12 protein-coding genes are annotated in these 12,841 nt (G+C 72.6%); 4 read left to right on the plus strand and 8 right to left on the minus strand.

Annotation, left to right across the window (positions count from 1 at the left end; genetic code table 11):
* Positions 1-69 precede the first annotated feature (69 nt).
* From NI25_RS12895 to NI25_RS12905, 3 genes are all read right to left on the minus strand, one after another.
* Positions 70-1,092, minus strand: coding sequence for an AAA family ATPase (locus NI25_RS12895; RefSeq protein WP_061442585.1), 1,023 nt, complete (start codon positions 1,090-1,092; stop codon positions 70-72).
* A gap of 169 nt (positions 1,093-1,261) precedes the next feature.
* The gene (locus NI25_RS12900) at positions 1,262-3,535 is read right to left on the minus strand and encodes a trypsin-like peptidase domain-containing protein (protein ID WP_061442586.1); all 2,274 of its coding nucleotides are present in this window, start codon (positions 3,533-3,535) and stop codon (positions 1,262-1,264) included.
* Positions 3,532-4,059, minus strand: coding sequence for a CU044_2847 family protein (locus NI25_RS12905; RefSeq protein ID WP_061442587.1), 528 nt, complete (start codon positions 4,057-4,059; stop codon positions 3,532-3,534). Before NI25_RS12905 ends, NI25_RS12900 begins: the two co-directional genes overlap by 4 nt.
* A gap of 179 nt (positions 4,060-4,238) precedes the next feature.
* On the opposite strand from NI25_RS12905, the gene NI25_RS12910 reads away from it, so the two are divergent.
* Positions 4,239-4,421 carry a DUF6104 family protein gene (locus NI25_RS12910; protein ID WP_014176503.1) on the plus strand — a complete coding sequence of 61 codons (183 nt, stop codon included), beginning with the start codon at positions 4,239-4,241 and terminating at the stop codon, positions 4,419-4,421.
* Positions 4,422-4,566: 145 nt separating this feature from the next.
* Here NI25_RS12910 and NI25_RS12915 read toward each other — a convergent pair whose 3' ends face one another.
* A complete protein-coding gene (locus NI25_RS12915; protein WP_061442588.1) occupies positions 4,567-5,442 on the minus strand; it encodes a hypothetical protein in 876 nt (291 codons plus the stop codon).
* Between the two features lie 137 nt (positions 5,443-5,579).
* Between NI25_RS12915 and NI25_RS12920 the strand changes: the two genes are divergently transcribed.
* Positions 5,580-6,530 carry a DUF4097 family beta strand repeat-containing protein gene (locus NI25_RS12920; protein ID WP_158508475.1) on the plus strand — a complete coding sequence of 317 codons (951 nt, stop codon included), beginning with the start codon at positions 5,580-5,582 and terminating at the stop codon, positions 6,528-6,530.
* A 1-nt stretch (position 6,531) separates the two neighbouring features.
* Entirely contained in the window at positions 6,532-7,632 is a 1,101-nt protein-coding gene (locus tag NI25_RS12925; protein WP_061442590.1) for a PadR family transcriptional regulator, read from the plus strand.
* A 99-nt stretch (positions 7,633-7,731) separates the two neighbouring features.
* Here the strand turns inward: NI25_RS12925 and NI25_RS12930 are convergent, their stop codons facing one another.
* The 4 genes from NI25_RS12930 to NI25_RS12945 all read right to left on the minus strand — a co-directional run bounded on the left by NI25_RS12930 (position 7,732) and on the right by NI25_RS12945 (position 11,211).
* Complete coding sequence (locus NI25_RS12930) at positions 7,732-8,295, minus strand: Clp protease N-terminal domain-containing protein (protein WP_061442591.1); 564 nt, start codon at positions 8,293-8,295, stop codon at positions 7,732-7,734.
* On the minus strand, positions 8,295-8,504 hold the full coding sequence (locus tag NI25_RS12935; protein WP_061442592.1) for a helix-turn-helix domain-containing protein: 210 nt from the start codon (positions 8,502-8,504) through the stop codon (positions 8,295-8,297). Before NI25_RS12935 ends, NI25_RS12930 begins: the two co-directional genes overlap by 1 nt.
* Before the next feature lie 149 nt (positions 8,505-8,653).
* Positions 8,654-9,619, minus strand: a complete 966-nt coding sequence (locus NI25_RS12940; protein ID WP_061442593.1) for a zinc-binding dehydrogenase — start codon at positions 9,617-9,619, stop codon at positions 8,654-8,656.
* A 362-nt stretch (positions 9,620-9,981) separates the two neighbouring features.
* Entirely contained in the window at positions 9,982-11,211 is a 1,230-nt protein-coding gene (locus NI25_RS12945) for an NAD(P)-dependent malic enzyme (protein ID WP_061442594.1), read from the minus strand.
* 639 nt (positions 11,212-11,850) lie between these two features.
* On the opposite strand from NI25_RS12945, the gene NI25_RS12950 reads away from it, so the two are divergent.
* A complete protein-coding gene (locus NI25_RS12950; RefSeq protein WP_061442595.1) occupies positions 11,851-12,813 on the plus strand; it encodes an ABC transporter substrate-binding protein in 963 nt (320 codons plus the stop codon).
* The last annotated feature ends 28 nt before the right edge of the window (positions 12,814-12,841 follow it).

Here is a 12,841-nt window from a genome sequence, read left to right on the forward strand (position 1 = left end):
CCGGGACCCTCGTCGCCGGGGGTGCCTCGGTGGCCGGGACCGTGACGCGCCGTCTCGTCGGGCATCGCGTCACCTCGGGCGATCGAGCCGCTGGATGAGCAGGTCGGCCAGGCGGTCGCGGCTGGGCGTGGCGGCGGCGTCGGTGAGATAGATCGCGTTGAGCAACTGGTCCGTGGCCAGCAGCTCGCTGCGGGACCGCTCCAGGAACCGGGTGACCAGGTCGTCGCCCGCGCGGGCCGCCTCGTCGCCCAGGTGGGCCCGGACGAAGGTGGCGAGCCGGTTGTGGTCCGGGCGGCCGAGCTCCAGGTGGATGCAGCGCCGCATCAGCGGGGCCGGGAAGTCGCGTTCTCCGTTGCTGGTGAGCACCACGAAGGGGAAGGCGCGGCAGCGCACGCGGCCGTCGCGCACCGGCACCTTCACACCGTCCGCGGTGAGCACCTCGGCGGTGCGGTCCGGCAGCCGGTCCGCGATGCGTTCCAGCTCGGGGATGGCGAACTCGCCTTCCTCCAGTACGTTCAGGAGGTCGTTGGGCAGGTCGATGTCGCTCTTGTCCAGCTCGTCGATGAGCAGGACGCGTGGCTTGTCGGAGGGCAGCAGGGCGGTGCCGAGGGGACCGAGCCGGATGTAGCCGCCGATGCCCTCGACCGCGCCCGGCGCCCCTGATCCGGGGGCGTGGTCCGCCTGCGCCGCGATCTGCACGTCCTGCAGGCGCGCGATGGCGTCGTAGTGGTAGAGGCCGTCCTGGAGTTCGGAGCGGCTGACGATGGACCAGCGCAGTACGTTGCCCAGGCCCAGTTCGTACGCCACCGAGTGGGCCAGTGTGCTCTTGCCCGCGCCGGGACTGCCGGTGACGAGGAGCGGCCGGCGCAGGTACAGCGCGGCGTTGATCATCTCGAGTTCCTCGGCGCCCGGCCGGTGCAGTTCGGCCAGGTGCCGGTGGGCGCCGAGCCTGCGGTCCTGCGACCCGTCGCCGGACCCCGCCGCGTCCCGGCTGGTGAAGTCCCGCCACGGCGGCGGGGCGGGAAGCCGGTCCAGGCCGTCGTGGGGTTCGCCGGCGCCCCGGTAGATGAGCCACTCGCTGGATTCGGTCATGATCCAATCCTCGTCGTCACTCGTCCGGGCGCGCGGTCGTCGCGGGGGCGTCCATCACGGTATCGATCCTGAACGGGACTGGTAAGAGGCACATCACCCAACGGGTGCCTCGGCAAAGGGACTTGAAACGCCAGGGCGGGCCGCCGACGGGGGCACGCGCGGGCCGCGGTCACGGTGCCTCCAGCAGGTCACCGGTGCCGGGCAGGGGCTGGTGCGGATCGTCGTACAACAGCGCTATGCCGTGCGCCCAGAAGGTCTCGGGCCGTCCCGATCTCAGTTTGAAGCGCAGGTCGCGCACGGCCTCGGGCAGTCGGTGGGCGCCGACGGGGCCCGCGATCTGGTCCAGGGTGCCGCGGTGGAACTCGCCGCAGACCGCCTCCGGCAGCCCGTGCCTACGGCGCCACAGCGCCACGCCGAAACCGCCGCGCACCAGCCGGGCGAGCCCCTCGGTGTCGCCCTCGCGGCCGTTGGGGTCCAAGCGGCACAGCACCGGGACCGTGCCGTGCGACAGGCCCCGCAACTCCTCGACCGGCGGTACCGGCTTGCGCAGGCCGTCGTCGCAGTCGAGGACCGCGGCGGTCACGGGGTGCGCGTGCAGCCAGCGCCAGCGGGCTCTGCGTTCCTCGTCGATGTCCAGCCGGTAGTCGCCGTTCGAGGCGGCCGCCGACTGCGCGCCGGCTGCGCCGGTCCCACGCCTCCCGCCGGCTCCGCCGATTCCGCCGGCTCCGTCGATCTCCCCGTGCCCCCCGTGGCCCCCTTGATCCCCGTGGTCGCCATAGCCGCCGTGGTCGCCGTGGTCGCCGGACTCGGCGTACCCGCCGTGGTCGCCGTTCTCCGTCAACTGGTCGCGGTCGGAGCAGCGCAGGACGACCGGGCGCTGGGTGCCGAGTCGCTCCTCCTCGGGGCCGAGCCGCCATTCGTCCACGTCGAGTGCCAGCAGCGAGTGCTCCGTCGCCACCTGCAGGACCGCCGGCCGGCCCGGCGTGTCGCACTGCCGGAACGCCTCCTTGAGGGGCGCGGACAGGTGGGTGGCGAGGTCGGCCAGCGGGACGCGCTGGACCTCCTCGAGACGCTTCGCCTCACCGTCGGCGCGCACGACGAAGACCGACCAGTCGCAGCGGTCCGGCTCCCAGCCCCGCCGCACGATCTCGAGCAGCACGGACGACTGCCCGGCCGCCGCCCCTCCCGGACCACCGGCGGGCGCTCCGGTACGCCGGGTGTCCGCCGCCGGGGCCGGCCCGCGCGCCTCCAGCCTGGTCTTCCGCCGTTCGACGAGGGCGGTCCGGCGGCCGGGGCCGAGCCGCTGGGCTGCCTGCCGCACCCCTGCCCACAGGGCGTCTTCGGCGGCCGGCGTGCTGGACGCGACGAACGGGCGGTCGGCGGTCATGGCGTGCACCGCGTAGTCGAGCACCAGGTACAGGGCGCCGTCGTCGCGCGCGTACTCGTACAGGGCACCGAGTCCGTCGCGCCAGCCGCGCGGGGCGGGCAGCGGAGCCGGGGCTTCGAAGTCCGGCAGCGAGTCGAGGAGGTCCAGCAGGGAACGGGTGCTGGCCGGGGGCGGCAGATCCGCGAGACGCCCGAGCAACTGGACGCGCTCGTCGGGGCTCAGCGTCCGGCCGGGCCGGGCACCGAGCTGGCTCTGCACGTCGGCCCAGGTGTGACGGCGGGCGTCCGGATGACGCTGCCGGTCACGGTGGTAGCGGTCGTGGGCGTGCACCACCGCCTGGTACAGGTCGTCGGCTTCCGTCTTCAGCTCACCGGAGGGCGCGGGCAGCGTCCGCAGTTGTTCGAGCCCGGTGGAGGTGCCCCCGCGCCCATGGCCGGCGCGCGACTTCAGTACGCCGATGACCTCGCCGCGCTCCGGATCGATCACGGGGCCGCCGGAGACACCGTCCGGCAGGTCGTTGTCCCCGAGCCGCATCTGGACGTCCGTGGTCCAGCCGCCCATGGTGCCCTGCACGGTGAGGGTGCCGTCGAGCATGGTCAGCCGCCCGTCGACCACCGTCCAGCCCGCGTACAGGACCTTGCCCTCGCCGAAGTAGGCCGCCGGGCGCTCGGAGAGGTACACGCACTCGTGGTCGACGGGCTCGCTCAGTCGCACCAGCGCGAGGTCGGGGGCGGGCCAGCTGCCGGGCACGGGTCCGGCGCCCTCGGGCAGCGCCGCCGCCACGTGGCCCGAGACCGCGGACATGCCGCGGCCCGGTGCGGGCTCGTACACCACCACGACCTCGTCCCCCTCACCGCCGCATGCCACGTGTGCGCAGGTCAGAACCCAGCTCGGCGCCACGAAGTAGCCACTGCCGAGGAACGTTCCGGGTTCGTCCAGGGCATACCCGGCGTCCGGTCGATGAATGCGGACGGTCGCCGCCATGACGAGGCCACGCAGCGCACGGCGGGCCGCGTCGTGGGCCCCCGGTGCGCCGGGGGCGCGTCCGTGCGTCATCCCCCGCTCCCGGAAACGGCGTCACCGGCCCCGCCGTGCCCCGGAGCGCGGGCGGACGCGTCGGCCGTGGCGTCCGGGGGCTCACCACCCGGAGCGCCGTCGCGGGGCTCACCGTCCGGGGCGCCGCCGTCGGGGGGCTCAGCGTCCGGGGCGCGGGCGTCGGGCGCCAGCGGGTCGGGCGGACCGCCGTTCCAGGTGAGGGTGACCGAGATGCCCGTCTTGGCCTCACCGTCGGCGAGGAGCCCCACGACCTTGCCGGCCTTGGCCGTCAGCTCGATGCCGAACTGGACGCTCACCTCGTCCGGCCGCACCGCGCGCAACGGTTCCGCCAGCGAGCGCGCGACGCCGGTGACGAGCGCGCTCAGGCTCTCTGCACTCGCCTCGATCCGCTCGGTGAAGCCCGTGTCGCTGAACGACAGCTGCCCGGACGGTGCCGGCAGCTCCCCCGCGCCCGAGATCCGGGCCCAGACCGGTGTGCCGTCCGGCAGCACGATGCGCGCGACGCGCGTCGCTTCCTGTCCCATGCGTTGCCCCCGTCCCCGCGCCCCCGCGACGGCCCCGGAAGGCACGGCCCCGTGGACGCCTATCCTTGTGCTGTCTTTTCACAACCGACGGAAAGACCCCATCTCTCCACCCCGCAGGCACAGGTTTCTTCCCGCACGGGAGGCTCTCAACCCTGCGAAGACCCGACGGAGCACGATCCATGTACTTCACCGACCGCGGCATCGAGGAGCTGGAGAAGCGGCGCGGCGAGGAGGAGATCACCTTCGAGTGGCTCGCCGAGCAGCTGCGTACGTTCGTCGACCTGAACCCCGACTTCGAAGTCCCGGTGGAGCGCCTGGCCACGTGGCTGGCACGGCTGGACGACGAGGACGAGGACGAGTAGCACGCCGGGAGACGAAGAGAGCAGGGGCGCACGGGCGCCGAGAAGGAGCGCGTAGGGGCGGGCGGGCTCCCGGCGCCGCCGGACCGCACGGCGGACCCGCCTCGGCTGCACGGCGGCGCCCGGAACGGTCGTGGCGGCGGAACCGTCAGGTGCGCCCGGAGAGGGCGTGGGCCACGCCGAGCGCGCCGTGTCCTAGCAGCAGCGCCCCCGCCACGGTCCAGCCTCCGCTGTGGCGCCGCAGGCCCCAGACGGTGAGCGGCAGGCCCACCGCCATCTGGGCCAGGGCCGGCGCACGGCCCCCATGGCCAACCGTCCGGGTCAGCCGGCCGGCCAGGCGGCTCCCGTCCAGGGTCGGGCGGCGTCCGGCGGCGGTCGGGAGGGTTCCCTCGGCGGGGCGGCGTCCGGCGGTCCCGGTCCGGCGCACGCCGGGCAGGGCTCGGGCGGCCGCACCCAGACGCTCGGCGCCTTCGCCGGGGTCGAGCCCGGCGGGGAGGCTGATCCCCGCGCGCGTGAGCACCGCGAGCAGTCCGCGCAGCCTGGACCGCGCACCGGCACCGGCCGCTCCGGGTTCGCGATCGGCGTCCGGGTCGGGCCGGGTCAGCCGGTCCAGAGACTGCACGTCCAGGACCGGGTCGAGACCGAGCCGGGCGGCGAAGGTGCGCATCGCCTCGTCCTCGCCGGCCGGCGTGCCGTTCGCGAGCCACACGTAGCCCACCGGGCGGCGGAAGCCGGACGCGAGGGTGTACCCGGCCCGGTCGGCGTCCCACCACAGGGCGAGTACGGGCCAGGGGGCGCCGACGGCGAGTGCCGCGGCCCAGCCGGTGACGACACGGTCGACCGGTTCGCCGCCGTCCCGCCAGGGCCCGCCCTCCGGCACGATCACGCTCCAGCCCTCGCCGGCCCGGAGCAACGGCATCCGCTCGCCCAGCAGCGGGGCGACGGCCGCGACGGCGTCCGGCTCGGCGCGGCAGAGCAGCAGGGCACCGGGAGCGAGACCACGCTCGAACTTTTCCGTCGACACGGCTTCAAACTAGGGCGATTCGACCCGCCCGGCCCCTTTTTGATCACCAGAACGGGTGTCTTGACTTTTCCCTTCCGCGATATATCGTGAATTGCGGAGGACGCGATATGGCGCGTTCGGTCGAGGAGGTCGTCACCATGTCCGAGTGGTCCGTCGCGGAGCCCAGGAAGCTCACCTTCGACGAGTCCGTGGACCGGCTCCACGTACGCATCGTCGGTGGAACAGTGAACGTGGTGGGCACGGACGAAGGTTCCGCCCGTCTGGAGGTCTCCGAGATCGAAGGACCACCTCTGATCGTGACCCACCGGGACGGCGTGCTGACGGTGGCGTACGAGGACCTGCCCTGGAAGGGCTTCCTCAAGTGGCTGGACCGCAAGGGCTGGCGCCGCAGCGCGGTGGTCTCCCTGGCGGTGCCGACCGGCACCCGCGTGGAGGTGGGCGCGGTCAGCGCCGCGGCCGTGGTTTCCGGCCTGGACGGCCCCGCCGAGGTGAGGGGCGTCTCCGGTGACACCACGCTGGTGAGCCTGGCCGGCCCGGTCCGCGCCGACACCGTCTCGGGGAACGTGGAGGCCCAGGCCCTCACCGGCGACCTCCGCTTCAACTCCGTGTCCGGCGACCTGACGGTGGTGGAGGCGGGCTCTTCCGTGCGGGCCGACTCGGTGAGCGGGTCGATGATCGTCGATCTGGACCCGGCCGGCGGGCCCACGGACATCAGCCTGAACAGCGTCTCGGGCGAGATCGCCATCCGCCTGCCCCAGCCGGCCGACGCACGGGTCGAGGCGAACACGGCCAGCGGCACGGTCAGCAGCGCCTTCGAGGACCTCCGGGTGGGCGGCCAGTGGGGGGCCAAGCGCATCACCGGCCGGCTCGGCGCGGGCAACGGCCGGCTGAGGGCCACCACGGTCTCCGGCTCGATCGCCCTGCTCCGCCGTCCGGCGACGGAGGACACACCGGGGGAGCCGGAGCCACAGGACACCGGCCCGGTGGACCACGTACAGAGCGACTCGGGGGACAATTCCGCTTCCGTCCGGGACCAGGGCGCCACCGGTGCCCCTTCCGACGGCACGACCGACAAGAAGGTGCTCTGACATGCCCCCCGTCTTCGCCCACGGCCGACTCCGCCTCTACCTCCTCAAGCTCCTGGACGAGGCCCCGCGCCACGGTTACGAGGTGATCCGGCTCCTCGAAGAGCGCTTCCAGGGCCTCTACGCCCCCTCCGCGGGCACGGTGTACCCGCGCCTGGCCAAGCTGGAGGCGGAGGGCCTGGTCACCCACACCACCGAGGGCGGCCGCAAGGTGTACGCCATCACGGACGCGGGCCGCGCCGAGCTCTCCGACCGCAGCGGGGAGCTGGCCGACCTGGAGCTGGAGATCCGGGAGTCGGTCGCCGAGCTGGCCGCCGAGATCCGGGCCGACGTGCGGGGCGCGGCCGGCGATCTGCGGCGGGAGATGCGGGCCGCGGCCACCGCCGCCCGCCGGGGCACCGGATCCGGGACTCACGAGGAGTGGAGCGGCTCGGCGGGCGGTGCCGGGGACGTCGACGAGAAGGAGGCGTGGCGGGCCGCCAAGGAGGAGATGCGGCGGGTCAAGCAGGAGTGGAAGGAGCAGGCCCGTCGCGCCAAGGACGAGAGCCGCCGCGCCCGTGACGAGGCGCAGCGGGCCCGGCGCCAGGCCAAGGAGGCCCAGGAGCGGGCCCGGGCCCAGGCGCAGGAGGAGGTCCAGCGCATCGCCCAGCGCGTGCAGGAGCAGGTGCAGGACCACTTCTCGCGGGGCGACTGGCCGACGGGACTGCGCGAGGGCCTGAGCGAACTGGCCAAGGAGGTCGGCGACTTCGGAAAGGACTTCGGGAAGGAGTTCGGCAAGGACTGGGGCTTCGGCCGCCCCGACTCCGCCCGCACCGACTCCGGGGGCTCCGGCTCGCGGACCGACCGCTCCCCCGGCGCCGAGTACTCCGTCACGCCGGAGGACTTCCCCGCCGGGTACGCCCCGAGCTGGGCCCACGAGGACGCCGCGGAGTCCACCGGCGACCCGGCGCGCGACCTGGACCGGCTGCTCGACCGCTTCCGGGACGACATCCGCGACGCCGCCCGGGACCACGGCGTGACGGCCGACCAGTTGCGCGAGAGCCGCCGCCGCCTGTCGGAGGCCGCGGCGCACATCGGGGCGATCCTCCGGGCACCGAAGAGCTGAGCCGAGTCGCGGCGCCCCGCAATTCCCTTCGGGAGCGCCGCGCACCGGCAGACGACCGATCGCTGCGATCGCAGCGATCGCACCGAAGTGAAGCGCCGGTCAGGCGCAGGCCTCGCCCGCTCCGTCGCCCAGCACCCTGGTCAGCGACTCGTGGGTGACCCCATGACCGGCGAGCACCTCGGCCGGCACACCGGGGCGCAGGACCAGGGCGAGGAGGAGGTGCTCGTCACCGATGTGCCGGTCCCTCCGGGCGACGGCGACCCGGAGGGCTTTCTCCAGGACGTCCTTGGCACCTCGGCTGAAGCTGCGGTGCCCAGACCACCAACGCCTGTCCTTCCGGTCGCCGGACATCGCACCGACGCCATGCGCCTCTTCCACCCGGGCGACGATCTCGGAGACGTCGATCCCCAGTCCGGCAAGGGCCTCCGTCTCGGCCTGGGACAGACCGGCCCGGCGCCGCGCGTCCCGCAGCTCCTGCCGTACCGCGTCTTGGTGCTCACCGGCGCCGAGCGCCGCCAGCGCGAAGGAGGCGCGGCTGCCCTCCCGGTCCAGCAGGGCGAGCAGCAGGTGCTCGGGCTCGACGGTCCCCGCCCCCGCCGCTTCGGCGTGTTCGACGGCCCCCTGCACGACCGCCCGGGCGTCCTTCGTGAATCGCTCGAACATCAATGCCTCCCGTACTTCTTGTGCACGGCCTGCCTGCTGACTCCCAGCTCCGTGGCGATCTCCTGCCACGACCACCCCTGATGGCGCGCACTGCGCACCTGTACGGCCTCCAGCTGCTCCACGAGCTTCCGGAGTGCGGCGACGGCCCGCAGCCCGATCCGGGGGTCGCGGTCACCCGCACGCGTGGCGAGATCCGTTGCTTCACTCATGCAGTCAACTTAGGTTGACAATCGGCGAATGTCAACCGTGGTTGACACCTGAGGGAGCGGCTGCGGCACACGCGAACGGCGGGCCCGGAGCACCGGACCCGCCGCAGGCGGAGGAAGACGTCGGAGGACGGGGCGTTGGAGGACGGGACTCAGGAGTTGCTGAGCACGATCTTGCCGAACTGCTCCCCGGAAGCCATCCGCTCGAACCCCTCACGGGCCCGGTCCATCGGGAGCACCTCGTCGATGACGGGTCGCACACCGGTGGCGGCGCAGAAGGACAGCAGGTCCTCCAGCTCGTCCTTGGAGCCCATCGTGGAGCCGACGACCTTGAGCTCCAGGAAGAAGATCCGGGTCAGCTCGGCGTGGGAGGGCCGGTCGCCGCTGGTGGCACCGGAGATGACCAGCGTGCCGCCGGGCCGCAGCGACTTGACGGAGTGCGACCACGTGGCGGCGCCCACGGTCTCGATCACGGCGTCCACCCGCTGCGGCAACCGCGCACCGGTCTCCACGGCTTCCACCGCGCCCAGCTCCAGGGCCCGCTTGCGCTTGGCCTCGTCCCGGCTCGTTGCGAAGACCCGCAGCCCCGCGGCCTTGCCGAGGACGATCGCGGCCGTGGCGACCCCGCCGCCGGCGCCCTGCACCAGCACGGAGTCACCGGGACGCACCCCGGCGTTGGTGAACAGCATCCGGTACGCCGTCAGCCAGGCGGTCGGCAGACAGGCGGCCTCCTCGAAGGAGAGCTCCTTGGGCTTGGGCAGGATGTTCCAGGTCGGCACGGCGACCCGCTCGGCGAACGTCCCCGGGTAGCGCTCGGTCAGGATGGAGCGGGGCTCCTTGGGGCCGACCCCGTGGCCGGTCTGGCCGATCACGGAGTGCAGGACGACCTCGTTGCCGTCCGCGTCGACCCCGGCGGCGTCGCAGCCGAGGATCATCGGCAGCCGGTCCTCGGGGAGGCCGACGCCGCGCAGGGACCACAGGTCGTGATGGTTGAGGGAGGCGGCCCTGACATCGACGACACTCCAGCCGGGCCGGGCCTCGGGAGCCGGAAGCTCTCCCAACTCCAGGCCGGCCAACGGCTGGTCGCGGTCGATTCGGGCGGCGTAGACAGCGAACATGACCTTGACGATAGGTTCCCCGCCGCCCAACGGGAACCGCAGCCCCGTGTGACACACCCCCTCTTGCCAGCCGCCCTCCCCCAACTGCGGGCAGTCGTGCCGCTGGGCGGCGCGGGTGGGTGCTGAGGGCACCTCCCGGGCCGTTCGGGCACTGGGAGAGGCACCCGCCCGCCGCCGGACAGAGCCCCCACCCCCGCACAGCCCAGCCCAGCCCAAGCGCACCCGCGCTGCCACGACACCGACACCCCACCGGCCCCGCACCCGCACCCGCACCCGCACCCGCACCAAAAGCCGAGCGGCCCCGCCCACCAAGGACGAGGCCGCTCACCACACCGCAGGGATCACACCGAAGGCGTCCGCCGTCACCGGCGCGCAACCCCCTCCGCCCGAGCCGCCGCGGCCACCGCCGCCGTCACGGCCGGCGCCACCCGCTCGTCGAACGGCGACGGAATCACGTAGTCCGCGGCAAGGTCGTCGCCCACCACGGAGGCCAGCGCCTCCGCCGCCGCGAGCTTCATGCCCTCGGTGATCCGCGACGCCCGCACCTGCAGCGCGCCCGCGAAGATGCCCGGGAACGCGAGCACGTTGTTGATCTGGTTCGGGAAGTCCGAGCGCCCCGTCGCGACGACCGCCGCGTACTTGTGGGCGACCTCCGGATGGACCTCGGGGTTCGGGTTGGCCATCGCGAAGACGAACGCGCCCTTCGCCATCGAGGCCACCGCCGGCTCCGGCACCGTACCGCCGGAGACGCCGATGAAGACGTCGGCGCCCGCGAGGGCCGCCTCCAGCGAGCCGGACAGCCCGGCCTTGTTGGTGAAGGAGGCCAGTTCCTGCTTGACCGGCGTCAGGTCGTCCCGGTCGGCCGAGACGACGCCCTTGCGGTCGGCGACCGCGACGTCCCCGATGCCGGCCTCCACGAGCATCTTGGCGATGGCGACCCCGGCCGCGCCCGCGCCCGAGATCACCGCCCGCAGCTCGCCCAGCGTCCGCCCGCTCAGCCGCGCCGCGTTCCGCAGCGCCGCCAGCGTCACGACGGCCGTGCCGTGCTGGTCGTCGTGGAAGACCGGGATGTCCAGGCGCTCCTGGAGCTTGCGCTCGATCTCGAAGCACCGCGGTGCCGAGATGTCCTCGAGGTTGACGCCGCCGAAGGAGGGCGCGAGCCGCACCACGGTCTCGACGATCTCGTCGGCGTCCGTGCAGTTCAGGGCGATCGGGACCGCGTCCACACCGCCGAACTGCTTGAAGAGGATGGCCTTGCCCTCCATCACGGGAAGGGAGGCCTCGGGCCCGATGTCCCCGAGCCCCAGCACCGCCGTACCGTCCGTCACGACGGCGACGACCGACGACTTCCAGGTGTAGTCGTGGACGAGGTCGGGCTGCTCGGCGATCGCGCTGCACACTTTCGCGACGCCGGGCGTGTACGCCAGGGACAGGTCTTCCTTGTCGCGGACCGGCACGGTGGCCTGCACGGCCATCTTGCCGCCGCGGTGCAGCGCGAACGCGGGGTCGAAGGAGTCGAGCGGCTCGGCGCCCTCCCCTTGCTCCGCACCTGCGTCGCTGTCGCTGCGAGGATTGACGATCTCCGCTGCCACTTTGTCTTACCCCTTAAGAGTTCATGGATTGAGGGTTTGTCCACTCCTGGTGAGGAATGGGCGGGCACCGCACAGGGAGATGGCTGTCCGGGCCACGAGGCCCCTGCGCGACGGGCGCGCCGCACACGCGCCCTGAGCCCCTGATGAGGGGTGTAAAGAACCTTCTTACCCGACGGACGGCCCTCGCGACGAGTCCGATAAGCGCAAGCTCACATGCCGGACCCCGAACGCCGCATGTCGGTGACATGGCTCATAGCCACGGTTCCGGACAACCTCTCGGAACCTCTTGACAGACGCGCAAGCACCACGTTCAACGACCTTGATCACTCGCCATCCATGTTCGGATAACGAGAAATTCCGTAGATCTTCCGGCCGGAAGGGCAGATTCCCGCAAAGGTTCGGTCGTTATGTACCGACCTGATGCGGTTCGGGGGGTGACCCGTTATCCGATTTTGACATGACGGTCCCCCTGAATGGCCGAGTCCGAATGGCAAGATGCCGTAATCGCACGAGGTCGCGGCACTCGAAGGTGTGTGCTCTCGTCGCCTCACGATGCCGGCCGGCCCCCGGCCGGCGTTCCGTCCCACCGGAACCCACCCGTCCCCATCGGCTACTCCCTCATCCGCCGGAGGAACCACCATGACCGCACGCTCCACCCGTCGTACGACCGCCGCGCACTCCCGGCTAGCAGCGGTCGGTGCGATCGCGGTCGCAGGCGCACTGCTGCTCACCGGATGCGGCGACCAGACCGAGAGCAGCGGCTCCGGCAGCAGCGACAACCAGTCCTCGGGCGGCGCCCCGCTGGCCGACAAGCTGCCGCAGTCGATCCGCGACAAGGGCGTCGTCAAGGTCGGCTCCGACATCGCGTACGCGCCGGTCGAGTTCAAGGACGACTCCGGCAAGACCGTCGGTATCGACCCCGACCTCGCGGACGCCCTGGGCAAGCAGCTCGGCGTGAAGTTCGAGTTCGAGAACGGCACCTTCGACACGCTGATCACCGGCCTGCGATCCAAGCGGTACGACATCGCCATGTCCGCGATGACCGACACCAAGGACCGCCAGGAGGGCATCGACGCCGACACCGGCAAGAAGGTCGGCCAGGGCGTCGACTTCGTCGACTACTTCACCGCCGGCGTCTCGATCTACACCAAGAAGGGCGAGGACCAGGGCATCAAGACCTGGTCCGACCTGTGCGGCAAGAAGCTCGTGCTCCAGCGCGGCACGGTCTCCGAGGATCTCGCCAAGGCCGAGAACGAGAAGTGCCCGGCCGGCAAGAAGATCTCCATGGAGGCCTTCGACAACGACCAGCAGGCCCAGACCCGCCTGCGCGCGGGCGGCGCGGACGCCGGTTCGTCCGACTTCCCGGTCGCGGCGTACGCCGTGAAGACCTCCGGCGGCGGCAAGGACTTCCAGCTCGTCGGCGAGCAGGTCGAGGCGGCCCCGTACGGCATCGCGGTCGCCAAGGACAACACGCAGCTGCGCGACGCCCTGAAGGCGGCGCTGGACGCGGTGATCGCCAACGGCGAGTACAAGAAGATCATGGACAAGTGGGGCGTGGCGGAAGGCGCCGTCACCAAGGCCACCGTCAACGGCGGCAAGTGACCGCGCGGCGGGCGCTGAAAGGCAACGT

It is taken from the genome of Streptomyces sp. CCM_MD2014 (assembly GCF_000772045.1).
Classification (GTDB): Bacteria; Actinomycetota; Actinomycetes; order Streptomycetales; family Streptomycetaceae; genus Streptomyces; species Streptomyces salinarius.